Origin of the sequence: Streptomyces sp. NPDC001902 (genome assembly GCF_042891295.1) — a bacterium.
Taxonomy (GTDB): Bacteria; Actinomycetota; Actinomycetes; order Streptomycetales; family Streptomycetaceae; genus Actinacidiphila.
Genome location: NZ_JBIATA010000013.1, coordinates 98,433 through 114,211, shown reverse-complemented (window position 1 = coordinate 114,211; position 15,779 = coordinate 98,433). Strand labels below are relative to the sequence as shown.

General features: G+C 70.3%; 14 protein-coding genes. 4 read left to right on the top strand and 10 right to left on the bottom strand.

Features of this window, described 5'->3' with window-relative positions:
* Window positions 1-13: 13 nt before the first annotated feature.
* Window positions 14-1,378, bottom strand: coding sequence for a sensor histidine kinase (locus ACFYYN_RS22010; RefSeq protein ID WP_500547182.1), 1,365 nt, complete (start codon window positions 1,376-1,378; stop codon window positions 14-16).
* The gene (locus ACFYYN_RS22005; protein ID WP_499510449.1) at window positions 1,375-2,082 is read right to left on the bottom strand and encodes a response regulator transcription factor; all 708 of its coding nucleotides are present in this window, start codon (window positions 2,080-2,082) and stop codon (window positions 1,375-1,377) included. The genes ACFYYN_RS22010 and ACFYYN_RS22005 overlap by 4 nt, the downstream gene beginning before the upstream one ends.
* A gap of 36 nt (window positions 2,083-2,118) precedes the next feature.
* Between ACFYYN_RS22005 and ACFYYN_RS22000 the strand changes: the two genes are divergently transcribed.
* A complete protein-coding gene (locus tag ACFYYN_RS22000; RefSeq protein WP_500547181.1) occupies window positions 2,119-2,679 on the top strand; it encodes a hypothetical protein in 561 nt (186 codons plus the stop codon).
* Window positions 2,680-2,878: 199 nt separating this feature from the next.
* Window positions 2,879-3,661, top strand: a complete 783-nt coding sequence (locus ACFYYN_RS21995) for a FadR/GntR family transcriptional regulator (RefSeq protein ID WP_500325020.1) — start codon at window positions 2,879-2,881, stop codon at window positions 3,659-3,661.
* Here the strand turns inward: ACFYYN_RS21995 and ACFYYN_RS21990 are convergent.
* The 8 genes from ACFYYN_RS21990 to ACFYYN_RS21955 form a co-directional block, all read right to left on the bottom strand.
* Complete coding sequence (locus tag ACFYYN_RS21990; RefSeq protein WP_500547180.1) at window positions 3,646-4,482, bottom strand: amidohydrolase family protein; 837 nt, start codon at window positions 4,480-4,482, stop codon at window positions 3,646-3,648. The genes ACFYYN_RS21995 and ACFYYN_RS21990 overlap by 16 nt on opposite strands.
* Window positions 4,479-4,817 (bottom strand): L-rhamnose mutarotase, encoded by a 339-nt coding sequence (locus ACFYYN_RS21985; protein ID WP_500547179.1) that lies wholly within the window; start codon window positions 4,815-4,817, stop codon window positions 4,479-4,481. The genes ACFYYN_RS21990 and ACFYYN_RS21985 overlap by 4 nt, the downstream gene beginning before the upstream one ends.
* Window positions 4,814-5,995 (bottom strand): mandelate racemase/muconate lactonizing enzyme family protein, encoded by a 1,182-nt coding sequence (locus ACFYYN_RS21980; protein ID WP_500547178.1) that lies wholly within the window; start codon window positions 5,993-5,995, stop codon window positions 4,814-4,816. The genes ACFYYN_RS21985 and ACFYYN_RS21980 overlap by 4 nt, the downstream gene beginning before the upstream one ends.
* Window positions 5,996-6,026: 31 nt before the next feature.
* A complete protein-coding gene (locus ACFYYN_RS21975) occupies window positions 6,027-6,929 on the bottom strand; it encodes a carbohydrate ABC transporter permease (protein ID WP_500547177.1) in 903 nt (300 codons plus the stop codon).
* Between the two features lie 2 nt (window positions 6,930-6,931).
* Window positions 6,932-7,885 (bottom strand): carbohydrate ABC transporter permease, encoded by a 954-nt coding sequence (locus ACFYYN_RS21970; RefSeq protein WP_500547176.1) that lies wholly within the window; start codon window positions 7,883-7,885, stop codon window positions 6,932-6,934.
* 1 nt (window position 7,886) lies between these two features.
* Window positions 7,887-9,257, bottom strand: coding sequence for an ABC transporter substrate-binding protein (locus tag ACFYYN_RS21965; RefSeq protein WP_500547175.1), 1,371 nt, complete (start codon window positions 9,255-9,257; stop codon window positions 7,887-7,889).
* 622 nt (window positions 9,258-9,879) lie between these two features.
* A complete protein-coding gene (locus tag ACFYYN_RS21960) occupies window positions 9,880-10,641 on the bottom strand; it encodes an SDR family oxidoreductase (protein ID WP_500547174.1) in 762 nt (253 codons plus the stop codon).
* The gene (locus ACFYYN_RS21955) at window positions 10,638-11,657 is read right to left on the bottom strand and encodes a zinc-dependent alcohol dehydrogenase (protein WP_500325006.1); all 1,020 of its coding nucleotides are present in this window, start codon (window positions 11,655-11,657) and stop codon (window positions 10,638-10,640) included. The genes ACFYYN_RS21960 and ACFYYN_RS21955 overlap by 4 nt, the downstream gene beginning before the upstream one ends.
* Window positions 11,658-11,809: 152 nt before the next feature.
* Here ACFYYN_RS21955 and ACFYYN_RS21950 point away from each other — a divergent pair, with 152 nt between their 5' ends.
* Together ACFYYN_RS21950 and ACFYYN_RS21945 are read left to right on the top strand one after the other, a co-directional pair.
* The gene (locus ACFYYN_RS21950) at window positions 11,810-12,793 is read left to right on the top strand and encodes an aldo/keto reductase (protein WP_500547273.1); all 984 of its coding nucleotides are present in this window, start codon (window positions 11,810-11,812) and stop codon (window positions 12,791-12,793) included.
* A gap of 356 nt (window positions 12,794-13,149) precedes the next feature.
* A complete protein-coding gene (locus ACFYYN_RS21945) occupies window positions 13,150-15,561 on the top strand; it encodes a right-handed parallel beta-helix repeat-containing protein (RefSeq protein ID WP_500547173.1) in 2,412 nt (803 codons plus the stop codon).
* Window positions 15,562-15,779: the final 218 nt, after the last annotated feature.

Here is a 15,779-nt window from a genome sequence, read left to right as displayed (position 1 = left end):
CGGCCGGTCGGCCTCAGGCCGGGTGCGGGTGACGCCTCGCGCGTCGGGCCGCTTTCCTTCCCCCCACAGGCGGCCCGCCGGCGAGCCCGAGCGTCACCCGCACCCTCGTACCGCCCAGCGGGCCCCTGGTGATCTCCATGCCGCCGCCGCAGGCGGCCGCGGCCCGCTGCACGATGTCCAGGCCGAGGCCGGTGGAGCCGCCGACGCTCACCCCGCGGGCCCGGGCGGTGTCCGGGTCGCTGATCCCCGGCCCCGCGTCGTCCACCGTGAGCAGCACCGTCCGGGCGGCGGTCCGCTCCACCGTCACCGCCAGCGCGGTGCCCTGCGGGGTGTGCCGGAACACGTTGCCGATCAACGCGTCGACGACCGCCGCGAGGTCGTCCTCGCCGAGCGGGACCGCGGTCGCCTCCGCGGTCGCCTCCAGCCGGCACTCGCGCTCCTGCTGCGCCGCCAGTACGGACCAGAACTCGACCCGGCCGCGCACCACGGCCGACGCGTCGCACTCCTGCGCGCGGCCCGGGCGCTCGGGCGAGGCCGACAGCGGCGTGCGGGCCGCGTCGATGATCGAGTCCAGCTCGCTCTCCAGGTGCGCGATCGCGGCCTCCAGGTCCTCGCCCCGGTAGCCGGGGACCTGCGCGGCGATCCGCTCGGCCTCCAGCTGCAACCGGGTCAGCGGGGTCCGCAGGCGGTGCGAGAGGTCGGCGACCAGTTCCCGTTCCATGGCGAGCAGTTCGACGACCCGGTCGGCCATCGTGTTGAAGGCCACCCCGGCCTCCTGCAGCTCCGGCGGCCCCTTGGGCTGCACCCGGATGCCCAGTTCCCCCGCGCCGAGCGAGCGCGAGGCGCGGGACAGGCTCTGGGACGCGCGCACCACGCGCGCGCCCAGCCGGTCGGCGACCAGCACCGACCCCGCCACCAGGCCCAGCGCCAGCAACGCCATCATCGCCCAGGACGCCTTCACCCCCCGGTCCAGGTCGGCGCGGGGGACGAAGGCCTCCACCACCGCCACCCGGTCCCGGGCCAGGATCACCGGCTGGAGGTAGACCCAGCCGGCGGAGGTGTCCGTGGCCACGGTCCGCCGTCCGTCCGCCGCCCGGTCCAGGGCCTCCTGGGAGGCGTGCACCTTCCCGACGACCTGCCCGTCGGGCAGCCGCACGCTCAGGTGGTCCCCCGAGTCCAGCCCGGCCACCGCCTGCTGGACGTCCGCGGGCCGCGTGGTGAGGGCGAGCACCGGCGCCAGCGCCGCGGCCCGCTGCTCGGCGACCGTGGTCGCCCGCGAACGGGCCTCGGACTGCACCAGCAGCGCCAGCGGGATCAGGAAGGACAGCGCCACCATCGACGTCACCGCCAGCGCCACCCCGGCCAGGGCGCGTCTCATCGCGGCGTCACCAGCTTGATGCCGACGCCCCGCACGGTGTGCAGGTAGCGGGGTTGCGAGGCCCGCTCGCCCAGTTTGCGGCGCAGCGCCGACAGGTGGACGTCGATCGTCTGGTCCTCCACGTACGCCTGCTGCCACACGTCCGCCAGGATGCGGCTGCGCGGCACCACGCGGTCCGCGTGCTCCGCCAGGTAGGCCAGCAGGTCGAACTCCCGGCGCGTCAGCCGCAGTTCCCGCCCGTCGTGGTACGCCACCCGGGCCGGTACGTCGATCAGCAGACCGCCCACTCGCAACGCGCCGGCCGCGCCCTCCGGGGCCGGGCCCTGCGGCTGCGCCGGCGCCATCGCCGAACGGCGCAGCACCGCCGTCAGACGGGCCACCAACTGGCCCCCGGAGAACGGCTTCACCAGGTAGTCGTCGGCGCCCGCGTTCAGCAGCCTGATCACCTCGCTGTCGTCGTCGCGCGCGGTCGTGACGAGGACCGGGACCCGCGAGATGCCGCGCAGCATCCGCAGCACGTCCACCCCGTCCAGGTCCGGCAGCCCGAGGTCGAGCACCACGGCGTCCGGGGGGCGCTGCGCCGCCTGCCGCAACGCCTCGAAGCCGTAGGCCGAGCTGTGCACCATGTGGCCGTGCGCGGTCAGCACCTCGACCAGCCGCGCGCGTATCGCGGGGTCGTCCTCGACCAGGAGTACGGATGCCATGTGGAGGGACAGTAGCCGGTCGGGAAAGATGGCGGCGTGCCCCGGTACCTGCGCTACGTCGTCATATGGCTCTCGTGCACCGCGGTCAGCGTGACCGCGGTCATGCTCACCGTGGGCTTCGTGGTGGGCTCGACACGCCCGACGCCGCCCGTCGCGCGGGACATCCCCGAGAGCGCGCTCGCCGGCGGCAGCCCGTCCCCCGCGCGGCCCTCGCCGTCGCGCTCCGCGCCGGTGTCCCCCGCCGCGAAGCGCACCCCCAGCCCCACCGTGCGCCGGCCCACCCGGACCCCGGTGCGGCCGGCCACCACCGCGCCCCCCACCCGCACCGCCCGCCCGTCCGCCACGCCCGCCGACTGCGGGACCGGCGGCGCCGGGGTCCACACCCTCCAGTCCCAGGGCGGCCAGGCCTCGGTGCGCTTCGGCGAGGACGCCGTGTGCCTGGTGTCCGCCGTGCCCGCCAGCGGGTTCACCGTCTCCACCCGGCGTGACGGGGCGCAGCAGCTGACGGTGACCTTCTCCGGCGACCGGCACCGCTCCGAGATCGTCGCCACCACGACCCCGCAGAGCAAGGCGACCATCCGCGAGGTGTCCTGGTGACCGGGCGCGGACGGCGACGGGGTACCGGGCGCCATGCGTTTCGACTTCGATCCCGCCCCAGGCCGAGACGATCCGGGCCAACGCCGGGGCCCTGTTCGTCCGTCGGGAACGCCTCTGCGACCCGGACGTAACGCCGACGACATGTCGTGAACCATGAACCTCTGCTGACGCGGAATGCTGGAGCGATAAGGTCATACGTATGCCATCCGAGTCGCAGCCCTCGAACCGTCTGTTCCCGCCACGCCTGCCCGCCGGCCGCTTGGGTGTTGCAGTCGTTGCCGAGCTCGTCGACCTCATCGTGACGGGCCAGTTGAAGGAAGGCGCGTTGCTGCCCCCGGAGGGTCCGCTGAGCGAACACTTCGGCGTGAGTCGCACGGTGCTGCGTGAGTCGGTGAAGCGGCTCGAGGAGAAGGGCCTGGTGATCGTTTCCCAGGGGCGTGGCACCCAGGTGCGGGCGCCGGGGTACTGGAACATGCTCGATCCGGTGGTGCTGTCCGCGTTGATCGACAACGACGCGACGCTCGGTGTCCTCGACGAGCTGACGATCGTGCGGGCGAGCCTCGAGTCGGCGATGGCGGGAGCGGTTGCCACTTCCCGCAGCGCAGATGGGTTGAGGAGGCTGGAGAACGCGTTGACCACGATGCGCGAGAGCGAATCCGAGACGGACTCCTTCCGGCAGGCGGACGTGGTGTTCCACTACGCGCTCATGGAGATCTCCGGCAACCGGCTGGCGGAGAACATCGCCAAGCATCTGTACAAGCGCGCCACGGAGTCCAGCCGCTACCAGGGCATCGACCCCCCTGACGCGGTCGCACTGACCCTGAAGGAACACGCGGCGATCGTCGATGCCATCTCAAGGAAGGACGTCGCCGCGGCCCAGAAGGCGATGCACGACCACATCCACACCTCGTGGGAGCGTCGTCGGCTGCCCGACCACGCGCCACGGGCGCGCGGCCGGGCGCTCGATCAGAAGAGCGAGTAGACGTCGGCAGCGTTGCCGCCGAACACACCCGCGCGTTCCGCGGCGGAAAGCCCGTCGAGCAGGGCTTCCAGAGCGGACTTCCAGGGCGCCGCACCGCCGCCGAGCTCAGCCAGCGGCCAGTCGGAGCCGTAGAGCAGACGCTCGGGGCCGAAGGATCCCAGGGCGATCGCCACCGGGTCGGCGAGATCGGCCGCACGCCATGATCCGGGGGCGAGTCCCGACGTGAGTCCCGAGACCTTCGCGACGACGTTCGGTTGCCGCGCGAGCTCCCGCAGCCGCGACGCCCACGTGCTCCTGTCCTGCCCGGGCCCGGGCGGACCGCCCAGGTGGTCGAGCACGAAGCGGAGTCCGCCGTGGCGCGCGGCCAGGCGCGTCGCCTGAGGGAGCTGCCACTCACGCACGACGAGGTCGAAGCACAGGCCCTCACGCTCGAGTACCGCGAGGCCCGCGCCGACCTCCTCGCGCAGCATCCACTCCGGGTCCGGGTCGATGTGGGCCAGATGCCGCACCCCGACGACGGGGACAGCGGCGTCCTTGCGGATCTTGTCGAGCTGAGGTCCGACCTCCGCCGCGAGGTCGACCCACGCGACGAGGCCGGCGACGGCGGACGAGTCCAGCCCGGCGAGCCGGATGCTCTCCTCGAGGCTGTTGCTCGACTGCACGACCACGGCACCGTCGAGTCCGGTCGAGGCCAGCATCCCGCTCAGATCCCAGGCGCCGAAGTCGCGGGCGATCGGCGCCATGGTCTCCGCGTCGATCCAGTCCTGCGGGTCCACGGCCCGGTCCCACAGGTGCACATGGGCGTCGATGCCGGCCGTCATGCGAGGTGCCACACTTCCTCGACGGGCTGCCACAGCGCCCCGGGATCACGCTCCTCGGCGATTCTCACCTGGCACGGGTCGGTGTGCGTCCACCATTCCTGCGACACCGGGTCGTCGGCGATCCGACGCATGTCCGCCTCGTGGTCCTCGCCGACGTACTCGTAGTAGGCGAACAGGATGTCGCCGAAGATGAAGATGCTGTAGTTGCGCACGTTGCACTCGGTGAGCTTTCGCTCGACGCCCGGCCACACGGCACGGTGCAGCGCGAGGTACTCCTCGCGCTTCTCGGGCCGCACACCCACGACGAGGGCCCTGCGCTCGGGTCGACGGGTCACGGGGTTCGGCCTCCGCTGTACAACGGGTCGTCCATCACGTCCGGCTCGGCCACCATCCGCAGGGCGGCGCGTTCGGGCCGGATGTGCGGTCCGGTCGCCGCGGGCAGGAGCGCCGCGGCGCCGGCCGGTGACATCCGGGACTCGTCCACCACGATCCCGATGCCCGGGCGATCGCCCAGGACGATGCCTCCGTCGTCGAACTGCTGGTCGACGTCGAGACCGACGGGGAAGTGAAGGTCCTGGACTTCGAAGGTCAGCAGGTTCGGTACGGCGGCGGCGGCGTGCGCCACCGGGTTCGCGTTGTACGCGACGGGGCTCACCGGCAGGTCGTGGGCGTGCGCGAGCGTCGCGACGCGCAGGAAGTGGGTGATCCCCCACACGTTGCCGACCTGCACGATGTCGACCGCGTTGGCGTCCAGCAGGGGACGGTACTGCTCCAGTCCGGTGAGGTTCTCGCCGGTCGCGATCGCCGCGCGCACCTTCCCACGCAGCGTGGCCATGCCGGCCGCATCCCAGCGGCGGAGCGGTTCCTCCACCCAGGTGAGGTCCATGCGCTCCTCGATGGCCGCGACGTACCGGGCCGCCTGGGCGTGGTTCCACGACTCGTTGGCGTCGAACATGAGCCCCGGCCGGCGGGAGTTGCGGCTGAGGACATCGCGCATGATCTCCAGCCGGGGCAGGTCGCGGTCGAGGTCGCGGCCGCCCTTGAGCTTGCCGGCCTTGAACCCGCGGTCCGCGAACCGGCCGTAGAGGAGGACGAGTTCCTCGTCGGTCAGGCCGTACTCGAGACCGGACGCATAGCCCGGGACAAAGCGCTCGCGGGCGCCGAGGGTCCGCCAGAGCGGCTCGTCGGCGGCCTTGGCCTTGATGTCCCAGAGGGCCATGTCGACCGCCCCGATGGTGCCGAAGGTGGATCCTGAGTGACCGGCCTTGAACACCCAGTCGAGCATGCGGTCGTAGAGCGCCACGACCGAGCGCGGGTCGTCGCCCTCGATCGCGGGGAAGACACGGGCGATGTCGGCGTGGGCCCCGAGGCCCACTCCCTCGATTCCGCTGTCGGTCTCGATGATGAGGACGGGGACCGGCGTGGCGTGGCCGGGCTGGACACCGTTGACGTCCCCGGTGATTCTGCCCCAGTCGTGAACGGTGCTCAGACTGCGGTACCCGGTGATCTTCATCGGCGGTGGTTCTCCTTGCAGGTGCGAGTGGTCATTCCTTGGTTCCTCCAGCTGTCATGCCTGCGACGAGGAATCGCTGGGAGAACAGGAAGACGACCAGGACGGGCAGGATCGACACGATCGTCCCCAGCGCCAAGGTGGGCAGCTGGACGGAGTCGGATCCCGCGGAGCTGGGATTGAAAGCCGGGGTCGACGCCAGGAGCGAGGTGAGCCCGACCTGGATCGGGTAGCCGTCGCTCGAGGGCAGCATCACGAACGGGAGGAAGAAGTTGTTCCAGTTCTGTACGAAGCTGAAGAACGCCACCAGGGCGACGATCGGGGCGGCCAGCGGAAGGGCGACCCGGGTGAAGACCTGGAACCCGGTGCAGCCGTCGATGCGCGCGGCGGCGAGGATGTCACGAGGGATGCTGGTCGAGAAGTAGATGTAGGTGAGATAGACGCCGAACGGGAAGAACGACATCGGCAGGATCACCGACAGCGGGCTCCCGATCAGGCCGACGCTGTTCAGTTCGAGGAAGATCGGCAGCACCAGTGCGGTGTTGGGGATCAGCATGACGACGAGCGTCAGCACCAGCAGCGCCTGCCGGAACCTGAACTCCGTGAGCGCGAGCGCGTAGCCGGCGGGGATGCTCACGAGGAGCGTGATCACCAGAGCGCCGATCGCGTACAGCGCGGAGTTCCCGATCCAGGTCGTCACCGCACCGTCCTGGAAGTCGAACAACTGGTGCCAGTTGGCGACAAGGTCCGACCACGACCCGATCGAGAACGGGTCCGCGACGACGAGCCTCTTCGAGGACTTCGTCACCGCGAGAAGCAGCCAGACGATCGGGACGGCGAAGAACAGGACGAAGACGACGAGCAGGACGCCTGCGATGGACCGCCCGCTCCACCCGCTGAGGCTCGGCCGGCGGCGTCCGGCGGAGAGTGCTGCCATGGTCATTCCTTCTCGAACAGGCCGCCGCGGGTCACGAACACCCAGGACAGCAGGAGTGCGACGACCAGCAGGATCAGCGAGATCGCGGCCGCGCCGTTGAAGTCGTTCTGCTGGAAGGCGTACTGGTAGGCCAGCTGGTTGAGCGAGTAGTCGTTGGGCACCACCGCGTTGCTGGCCTGGCTGAGCAACTGCGGCTCGACGAACAGCTGGGTGCCGGCCGCGAGCGACATGACGCCCATGTAGGCGACCCATTTGCGCAGCATCGGAAGCTGGATCCGCAGCGCGATCTGGACGGCGTTCGCACCGTCGATGCGGGCGGCCTCGATCACTTCGGTGCTGATGTTGTTGAGGGCGCCGTACATGATGAGGATCCATCCGCCGGCTCCGGTCCAGAACGCGATGATCGCGAAGATCGCCGGAAGGTGGCCGGGCTGGATCACCTGCACGAAGCTCTCGAACCCCATCGCCTTGAGCAGACCGCTGACGGGGCTGGCGGTCGGATCGAGGACGAAGAGCCACAACAGGACGCTGGACGCGCCCGCGAGCGCGCCGGGCAGGTAGTAGACGAAGCGCAGGGTCGTGCTCACCCACCGCACGCCGATGGCGTGGACCACCAGCGCCAGGCCGACGACGAACACGACCAGCCCGAGGAGCCAGATGACGAGGTAGGTGGTCACGTGGAACACGGCCGGCCAGAACCGGAAGTCGCCGACGACCGTGGTGAAGTTGTCGAAGCCCGCGAATCCGCCGTCGGCGTTCGTGAAGGCCAGGAACAGCGCGTAGAGCGACGGCACGATCCCGAAGACGACGGTGAGCAACGCGTAGGGCGAGACGAAGAGATAACCGATCGGACTGCGAGCGAAGGCGCGGCCGGCCGCCCGGCCGCCGCCCCGGCCCGGCCGCCGACGCCCCGAGGCGTCGACGGCCGGCCGGCCACTCGGAGGAGCCAGGGTCATGTCAGTTCACCTTGTATCCGTTGACCTTGGCCTGGTTCTCGATGGCCGTCTGCCAGTCCGGCAGCAGGTCCACGATCGACTTTCCGCCCGTGACCCCCGGGGTGATCGTCTTCGCCCAGATCGCCTCCTGGCTGAACATGGGGTAGCCCCAGCCGTCCCAGACCTGCGACGCCGCGGTCACCACCGGCTGCAGCGGAGTGGCGTAGTACTTGCTCGCCTCCTGCTTGGCGACCCACTTCTGTGCGGCCGGCGCGTAGGCCGGGTAACCCGGTGCGACATCGACCTGGTACTCGTCGGCGGTGGTGACGAACTGCACGAACTTCTCGGCGGCCTTGAGGTTCTTCGAATGGCTGGAGACGAACCAGGTTCCGCCACCCACGTTGCCCGTCACCGCCCCGCTCTCGCCCTTCCACGGCAGCGGCGCGGCGACGCCGAGCTGCCCGGCCGGCACGTTGAGCGACTGGGGGTTGTTGAATATCGCGCCGGCGTACCAGGCCGGACCCGGCATCATCAGCACCTTGCCCGAGTACTTCTTCAGGAACTCGGGGGTGAACACGCTGACCACCGGCACGGTCCCGTTGTCGCGGAGGGTGTCGAGCAGCGAGGCGGCCCGCTTGCACTCGGTCGAGTCGGTCTTCACCGTGAGGGACTTGGGGCCGGGCACGTCATTGGCCTGGCACTTGCTCCCCCACATGAACACCTCGGGCGTCCAGGCGTCGCCGGCCGTCCCGACGATGTAGCCGGGGTGCTCCTTGGCGACCTTCTCGCCGAGCGCCTGGTACTCCTCCCACGTGGTGGGGACGGCGTAGCCGAACTTGTCGAGCAGGGACTTGTTGTACCAGAGCACCGCCTGGGCGAGGTCGTTGCGCAGGCAGTACACGCGGCCTTCCACCGTGCAGGGGTTGAGCGAGCCTTCGGTGAAGTTGCCGAGCGTGTCCTTCGGGACCAGGCCCTTGTCCAGCACGGCCGCGAAGGCCTGCTTGCCGTTGCTCTTCTGGCTGGCCCATGCCGCGTCGTTGTTCTGGCTGGAGAAGACGACGTCGGGCCAGCCGCTGCCGGCGCGGTCGAAGAGCTGCATCTTCGTCCGGAAGGAGTTGGACCCGTTGGCCGCCCCGTCATAGGTGACGACCTTGATCTTGGTGTCCGGGTTCGCCGTCTGGAACGCCTTCGCGGCAGCCTGTCGGTCCGCGTCCACCCAGACGGTGATCGTCGAGGAGGCCTCCTGCTTGGCTTCGGGAAACCCGTACGCCCCGTTCGCCGAGCTGCCTTCACCGCCGCAACCAGCGAGGGTCAGGAGCGCCGTTGCGGCGCACAACACGGCGACGGTCGACGCCTTACGGCGCGAACGCACCACAGAGTGGATTCCGACCATGGGATGTCCTTGTCTTGTCGACTTCGTTGACGACTCCGCGCCTGGACTGTAGGGCATACGTATGATGTTTGTCACGAGCTTGAGGTGCATCGTCTTGAGGGGTGAGCGTCGACGGTTGTCCCGTTCGGCAACTCGGCGGCACCGACGTGTGATTGCGTCGCTCACCGATTCGGGGCGCGGCCGATCACCCGGACCGTGTTCGGAGGAGTCCCTCGGACATGACGGAGAGAAGTGGGCCGTGGTCCGGCCGCTGCTGCCCACCCCGACTGGTTGCACGGCCGGGGTGGGCAGCCGGAGGCGTACGGCCACCGGGCGATACCGGACGCGATCGGCCGCCTCGTCGACAACGCCATCAAGTGCGGGCGGGCCCCGCGACCTCCGGCCGTGGGACCGGGTCAGTGCGTTCTTCCCCCGCCGGCGCGACCTCGGTCCGCCGCAGGGGGTGGCGGTCACCGCCGCGGCCACCGGCGACCGCGCCGCCGCCCAGGTCCTGATCGACGGTCAGGCGGCCGCCGGCGCCTGCAGAGCGCCTCGATGCCGAGCCGGCCGGCCCTGTGGCAACGTTGCTGCCCGCACCGCTTCTCGCGGGAGCGTTGTCACCACCGACGGGCGTGCGAAAGCCTCATCGGCCGAGCCAGCCACCGTCGACCGGCAGGACCGTTCCGGAGACATAGCGCGCGGCGTCCGACGCCAGGAACACGGCAGCGCCTGCGATGTCCTCCGCCGTTCCCCACCGCCCCGCCGGTATTCGCTCCAGGATCGCGCGGGACCGGTCGGGGTCGTCCTGAAGCGCCTGGGTGTTGTCGGTCGCGATGTAGCCCGGGGCGATGCCGTTGACGGTCACACCGCGTCCGGCCCACTCGTTGGAGAGCGCCCGGATCAGGCCCGCCACGCCGGACTTGGCCGCCGCGTAGCCCGGCACGTTGATCCCGCCCTGGAACGAGAGCAGCGAGGCGGTGAAGACGATGCGTCCGTGCCGCGCCTCCAGCATCCGCCGCCCGAGAACCTGGCTGAGCACGAACGTGCTGGTGAGATCGACTTCGAGCACCTCGTCGAACCATTCCAGGGGGTGCTCGGCGGCGGGCGCGCGGCGGATGGTGCCGGCGTTGTTGACCAGGATGTCCACCGGGCGCTCGCCTGCGGCGAGTTCCTCCGCGAACCGGGTCACCTGCCGCCGGTCCGTGAAGTCGACGCGGTGTCCCGAGAACTCACGGCCGAGCCGGCGCACGCGGTCGCCGATCGCCGATGACGCCGGATCGAGGGTGGCGGAGACTCCGACGATGTCGGCACCGGCAGCCGCCAGGGCCTCGGCGACGGCGTACCCGATGCCACGCTTGGCCCCCGTCACGACAGCGAGGCGCCCGGTCAGGTCGAACGGGTTCATGACGCGCTCACCTCGACGAGCAGCTTCATCGCCTGCCCGGCCTCGAGGACACCGAAGGCCGCTTCGACCTCCCTCAGGGGCACGATGCCCGTGATGAGCTTCTCGGCCGGGATGGCGCCCTCGGCCAGGAGCTCGATGGCGCGCTCGAAGTCGTGGCGCTGGTAGACCCGCGCACCGAGCAACCTCAGCTCCCGCCAGAACACACGGTGCAGGTCGACGGGCCGCGGTTGCGAGTGGATGGCCACCACCACGAGCGTGCCACGGACCTTCGCCAGGCCGGTGGCGCCGAGCACGGCCGCGGCCGAGCCGGAGACTTCGAACACGACGTCCGCTCCGGCGCCGTCCGTCCACTCCTCCACCCAGGCGACCTGGTCGACCGACGAGGGGTCCAGCGTCGTCAGCCCCATCTCCTCGGCGGCTGCCCGCCGGGTCGGGTCGATCTCGGCGATCACGACCTCGGCACCGAACGCGGCAGCGACGATCGCGATCAGAACGCCGATCGGGCCCGCACCGACAACGAACGCCTTGTCGCCCGGGCCGAGTTCGGAACGCCGTACGTCGTGTACCGCCACCGCCACGGGCTCGACGAGCGCGGCGTCCCGCAGCGAGATCCCCGCGGGCAGCCGCACGAGTGTCGACGCCGGTACGTTCCAGTACTCCTGGAGGGCTCCGGGGCTGTCGATGCCGATGAAGTCCAGGTTCTGGCATATGTGCTCGTTCCCCGCACGGCAGGCCGGACAAGTGCCGTCCCAGGCCAGCGGCATGACCGTCACCGCATCACCCACCGACCAGCCCTCCACGCCGGGGCCGAGGGCGACGACCGTGCCCGACATCTCGTGTCCGATCGTCGCCGACTCGCCGACCCGACCGTCCATGTCCCCGTGGAACACGTGGAGGTCCGTGCCGCAGATCCCGACGTAGGCCACGGCGACCCGGACCTCCCCCGCACGCGGCTCAGCAGGTTCCCGCTCCTCGACCGTCATCGTGCGCGCGCCTGTGTAACGTGCCGTCAACATGCCGATCGGCTCCTCCTCGCTCTGTCGCGGGCCGCACCGGCCCACAGCCCGCGCAGCCTAACAGGAAACATCATACGTATGCTGTCGCTGTGACATTCGACCCTGTGACCAGCAAGCCACCGACGCGCGACCGCGCATCCGCGGAACGGACGCTGCCGACCCGAGGACTGCGAACCGGGCACCACCTCACGGAGTTGGGCCTGGGCGCGGCCCAGTTCGGCAACCTCTTCACCGAGACGACCGACGACGAGTCGCAACGCGCCGTCGCAGCCGCGGCCGAGGAAGGGATCCGCTACTTCGACACCGCGCCGCACTACGGCCTCGGGCTCTCCGAACGCCGCCTGGGGGAGGCCCTGCACGCGGCCGCCCGGCCGGGTGTGGTCATCTCCTCGAAGGTCGGGCGCCTGCTCGTGGACAGCCCCGACACGAGTCACCTGCTCGACGACGACGGGTTCGTCGTGCCGGCGACGAAGAAGCGGGTCTGGGACTTCAGCCGCGACGGGATCCTTCGTTCCGTGGAGGAGTCACTGGCGCGGCTCGGGACGGACCGGCTCGACATCGCCTACCTGCACGATCCGGACGACCACTGGGGGCCGGCGTCGTCGAGCGGGATCGCTGCTCTGACCGAGCTCCGGGACCAGGGCGTCGTCGGCGCCATCGGCGCCGGCATGAACCAGGCGGCGATGCCGGCCGAGTTCGTGAGGCGGACCGACGTCGATGTGGTGATGGTCGCCGGGCGGTTCACCCTTCTCGACCAATCGGCGCTGGACGACCTGTTGCCCGTCGCCGTCGCCCGCGGTGTCGCCGTCGTCGCGGCGGCGGTCTACAACTCCGGACTGCTGAGCACCAAGGCCGTGGACGGCTCGGCGCCCTACGACTACGGGGCGGCGCCGCGGGCCGTCGTCGAACGCGCCGCCCGCATCGCCGCCGTCTGCGAGCGGCACGGCGTGGAGCTTCCCGCGGCCGCCGTCCAATACCCGTTGCGCCATCCCGCGGTCGTCTCGGTGGTGACCGGGATGCGCACTCAGGAACACGTGCGAAGCAATGTCGCGCGGTACCGGGCGGTGATCCCGGAGGCGCTGTGGGAGGAGTTGCACGTCACAGGGCTCGTCCCGGACCCGATGCGGACACGCTAGTCCTCCGGGATTCCAAGTCATACGTCACATGAATCTTGTTGCAAACATCATACGTATGCTAACTCTGTGTCGGGCATCAACGCCCCTATCACAGGAAGCGATCGAACATGACATCGACGTCAGACTCGACACGCTCGGTGAGCAGACGATGGAGGCGCAGGGCAGGCGCCCTCGCGGCGCTCGGCGCCAGCGCCCTCATCGCATCAGCGCTCATTCCCCTCCAAGCGCAAGCCGCGCCCCGGACGGAGTACTTCGCAGCGCCGGACGGCAAGGACGCCGGACACTGCAGCCGGTCGCAGCCGTGCTCGCTGGAGCGGGCGCAGCATGTTGTCGGCCCGGCCACCAAGCACGGTGACGTGACCGTCCAGCTTGCCGACGGCACCTACCGGCTTTCCGAGCCCCTCCGGTTCGGACCCGGCGACGACGGCGGCGACCACACCGTCGAATGGGCCGCCGCCCCGGGCGCCCACCCCGTCATCACAGGCGCCTCGAAGGTCACCGGCTGGTCCAAGTCCGGGGCAGGGTCGGGCATCTGGGAGGCGGACACCCCCAGCGGCCTGGACACCCGCCAGCTCTACGTGAACGGCGTGATCGCCCCTCGCGCCGCCATCCGTCTGGCCAACGCGGACGTCACTCCCACCGCGACCGGTCTCACCATCAAGAACCCGGCCCTGAGCTACCTCGCCACGCTCCCCGACCAGGGGCGCATCGAGTTCGAGTCCCTCGGCGACTTCACGAACCGCTACTCGCCGGTCAAGAGCATCAGTGCCACCGAGATCACGATGGCCCAGCCGGCGTGGGACAACAACACCTGGGGTTGGGACACCGTCCAGAACTCGTTCCTGGCCGGTCCGAGCTGGTACCTCGACAACTCGCTGAGCTTCCTCACCCAGGTCGGCCAGTGGTACATCGATCCGAGGGCCGGGAAGCTCTACTACAAGCCGGCGGACGGGGTCGACCCCAACCGGCTCGACATCGAGCTGCCCCGCATGGAGTCGCTGATCAGCATCGGCGGGACGTACGACAAGCCGGTGACCGGACTTGCCTTCAAGGGCATCCAGTTCTCCGGAACCTCCTGGCTCGGCCCCTCGACCGACGGGTACGCGGACCAGCAGAACGGCCTCTTCATCAAGGGCGCCTACGACTACCGCCCCGCCGACGCCTTCACCAGCTGCTCGCGCGGCTGTGAGATGTTCGAGCGGGCGCGCACCAGCTGGTACCAGGAGCCCGCCGCCGTGCAGGTCTCCGCCGCCAGCCGCATCTCGTTCACCGGCAACACGTTCACCAACCTCGGCCAGTCGGCGCTGGGCATCGGGAACGACGCCAACGCCACGGTGACCGGTGTCGGGCTGGGCGCCGGCGACGTCGAGGTGGTCGGCAACCGGTTCACGGAGAACAGCGGCCACGGCGTCGCGGTCGGCGGCGTGCTGCCCGACGCGCACCACCCGAGCGACCCGAGGATGACCAACCACGACATCCTGATATCCGACAACACGATCAATCGTGTGGCGGTCGACTACAAGGACAACAGCGGCATCCTCAGCACCTACGTCACGGGCGCCCGCATCCTGCACAACGAGGTCTCCAACGTCCCCTACGACGGCATCGACACCGGCTACGGCTGGGGCATCAACGACGCCGGGGGCTCGAACGACTACGTCGACCGCGGCTACTACAAGTGGAACGCGCAGTACACGACGCCGACGACGCTCAAGGACAACCGCGTCGAGGGCAACCTCGTGCACAACACCAAGGCGCGCTTCGCCGACGGCGGATCGGTCTACAACCTCTCCGCCAGCCCGGGAAGCGTGGTCGCCAGGAACTACCTGTTCAACATCTCGGGAGTCGGCCTCTACCTCGACGAGGGCTCGCGCTCGATGACCTACGAGAACAACGTGGTCCAGGGCGGTTCCTTCCTCTTCACCAACGCGTACAGCCTCCGCAACAACACCAGTGACAACGTCATCCAGAACAACTGGTACAACTCGGGTGGTGCCTCGACGCCGAACGCCGGGGCGCACAACAACCAGCTGATCAACAACGTGAAGGTCACCGGAGCCAACTGGCCTGCGGGCGCGCGGGACGTGATCTGCCAGGCGGGTGTCGCACCGCAGTACCGGACGTCCCTCAACGCGAACCAGTTCGGCTTCGGCGGGTGCGCGGCCGATGCACCGGTCGCACCGGGCCTGCGCACGTCCGGAGGTTCGGCCGTCAGCTCGTACTTCGGCCAGCGCGGCGGCGGATTCGGGATCGCGGCGGCCGGCGCCGACGTGTGGGGCGCCGGCGGTCAGCACGACGACCAGTTCGGCTCGGTCTACCGGTCCGGCTCGATCAACGCCGACTCGAGCGTGTCCACCCGGGTCGTGTCGGTCAACGACGCCAACGCCTGGGCCAAGTCCGGGGTCATGGTCCGCAACGACATGACCAAGGCGGGGAGTTCGGCCGGGTACGCCGTCGTCGCGGTCACCGCCCGCAACGGCGTCGTGTTCGAGTGGGACGCCAACGGCGACGGGTACCTGGACACCGACGCCCGCGCCGCCGTCGACATCTACCGCCCCATCTGGGTGAAGCTCACCCGGTCGGGCACCTCGTTCAGCGCCTCGTACTCCTACGACGGCGCCAACTACGTCCCGATCGGTCAGCCCGTGACGTTGGCCTCCGCGGCGGCGCAGCAGGACGGGGGCATCTTCTCCACGTCCCACGACGTCACGCAGTCAGCGATCAACCAGTTCGACTCCGGCTCCTTCACGGCTGCAACGATGCCGTAGGCGCCGCTCACGGTGGGTCGACGACAGGCCCGGTGAGGTGTTCCGGAGCCCGTCGGCGGGCGCGCACGAGAGGACCAGAGCACCGAACGTGACCTGTCGTCGGCCATCCGGCCGTGGGGGGGGGGGGGGGGGGGGCCCCCCCCCCCCCGCCGGGGCGGGGGGGGGGGGGGGGGGGGCGGGGGGGGGGGGGGGGGGGGGGGGGGGGGGGGGGGGGCCGC